Raw genomic sequence first — 1,017 nt, 5'->3', positions numbered from 1 at the left:
GTCTCGACGAACATGTAGAAGGAGACGATCAGCGTCAGCGGATCGGTCAGTGGATGGCCTGTGGCGACATGCGGCAGGCGCACGGCGCGTTGGGCAAGTGCCGAGGTGACGAACACCGGCGCGCCCTTGGCCGCCAGGCTGTCGGCGGCCTCGGCAATCGACGGTTCGGACGCGTCGCGCGCGGCCAGCGCCAGCACCGGAAAATCAGGGCCGACCAGCGCCAGCGGGCCGTGCATGACCTCGGCGGCGCTGTAGGCTTCCGCATGCATGCCGCAGGTCTCCTTGAATTTCAGCGCAGCCTCATTGGCCATCGCCGCCGACGGTCCGCGGCCGAGGATGAACAACGACTTCTGCTTCTCGATCGTCTCAGAGATCACGCTCATCCAGTCGCAGGCGATCGCCTTGCCGAAATGCTCCGGCAGGCGGGCAAGCGCCGCCAGCAGCGCATCGTCGCCGGTGGCATGCGCCATCAGAGCGAGGCCGGCGACGGCCGAATTGATGAAGGTCTTGGTCGCCGCGACGCTGCGCTCGGGGCCGGCCAGGATGTCGATCGCATAGTCCGAGGCACGCGCCAGCGGCGAATCGGCGGTGTTGGTGATGGCGACGGTCAGCGCGCCTCCCGCCCGCGCGGTTTCGGCCATGGCGACGATGTCGGGGCTCTTGCCCGACTGCGAGATCGCCAGACAGGCCGAGCCGGCGAGCCTGAGCTTGCGGCCATAGATCGAGGCGATCGACGGCCCGACCGATGCGACGGCCAGGCCCGCGGTCAGCTCGACGGCGTATTTCATGAAGGTGGCGGCATGGTCGGACGAGCCGCGCGCCACGGTGACGACGAACTGCGGGTCGCGTTCACGGATGCCGCGCCCGGCTTCGGTCAGCACGGCGCCGGAGCCGTCGAGCAGGCGGGCGACGGCCTGCGGGACCTCCTCGATCTCGCGCCGCATATGGGTCATCTCTGTCGACATGGTCGGCTCTGTCGTGCTCATGGTCGGCCCTCTTCGCTCGGCCCTGTCAGCC

Annotated in this window: 1 protein-coding gene; it reads right to left on the bottom strand. The window is 68.8% G+C overall.

Translation table 11 applies throughout. The features are described 5' to 3' along the window. A partial coding sequence (locus ENZ75_RS32835) for an SIS domain-containing protein (RefSeq protein ID WP_164888221.1) occupies positions 1 to 965 on the bottom strand: 965 nt, incomplete at its 3' end. Positions 966 to 1,017: the final 52 nt, after the last annotated feature.

Origin of the sequence: Mesorhizobium sp. M7A.F.Ca.CA.002.04.1.1 (genome assembly GCF_004022805.1) — a bacterium.
GTDB lineage: Bacteria > Pseudomonadota > Alphaproteobacteria > Rhizobiales > Rhizobiaceae > Mesorhizobium > Mesorhizobium ciceri.
The sequence above is the reverse complement of the archived record's forward strand: the minus strand, read 5'-3'. Positions and strand labels throughout refer to the sequence as shown.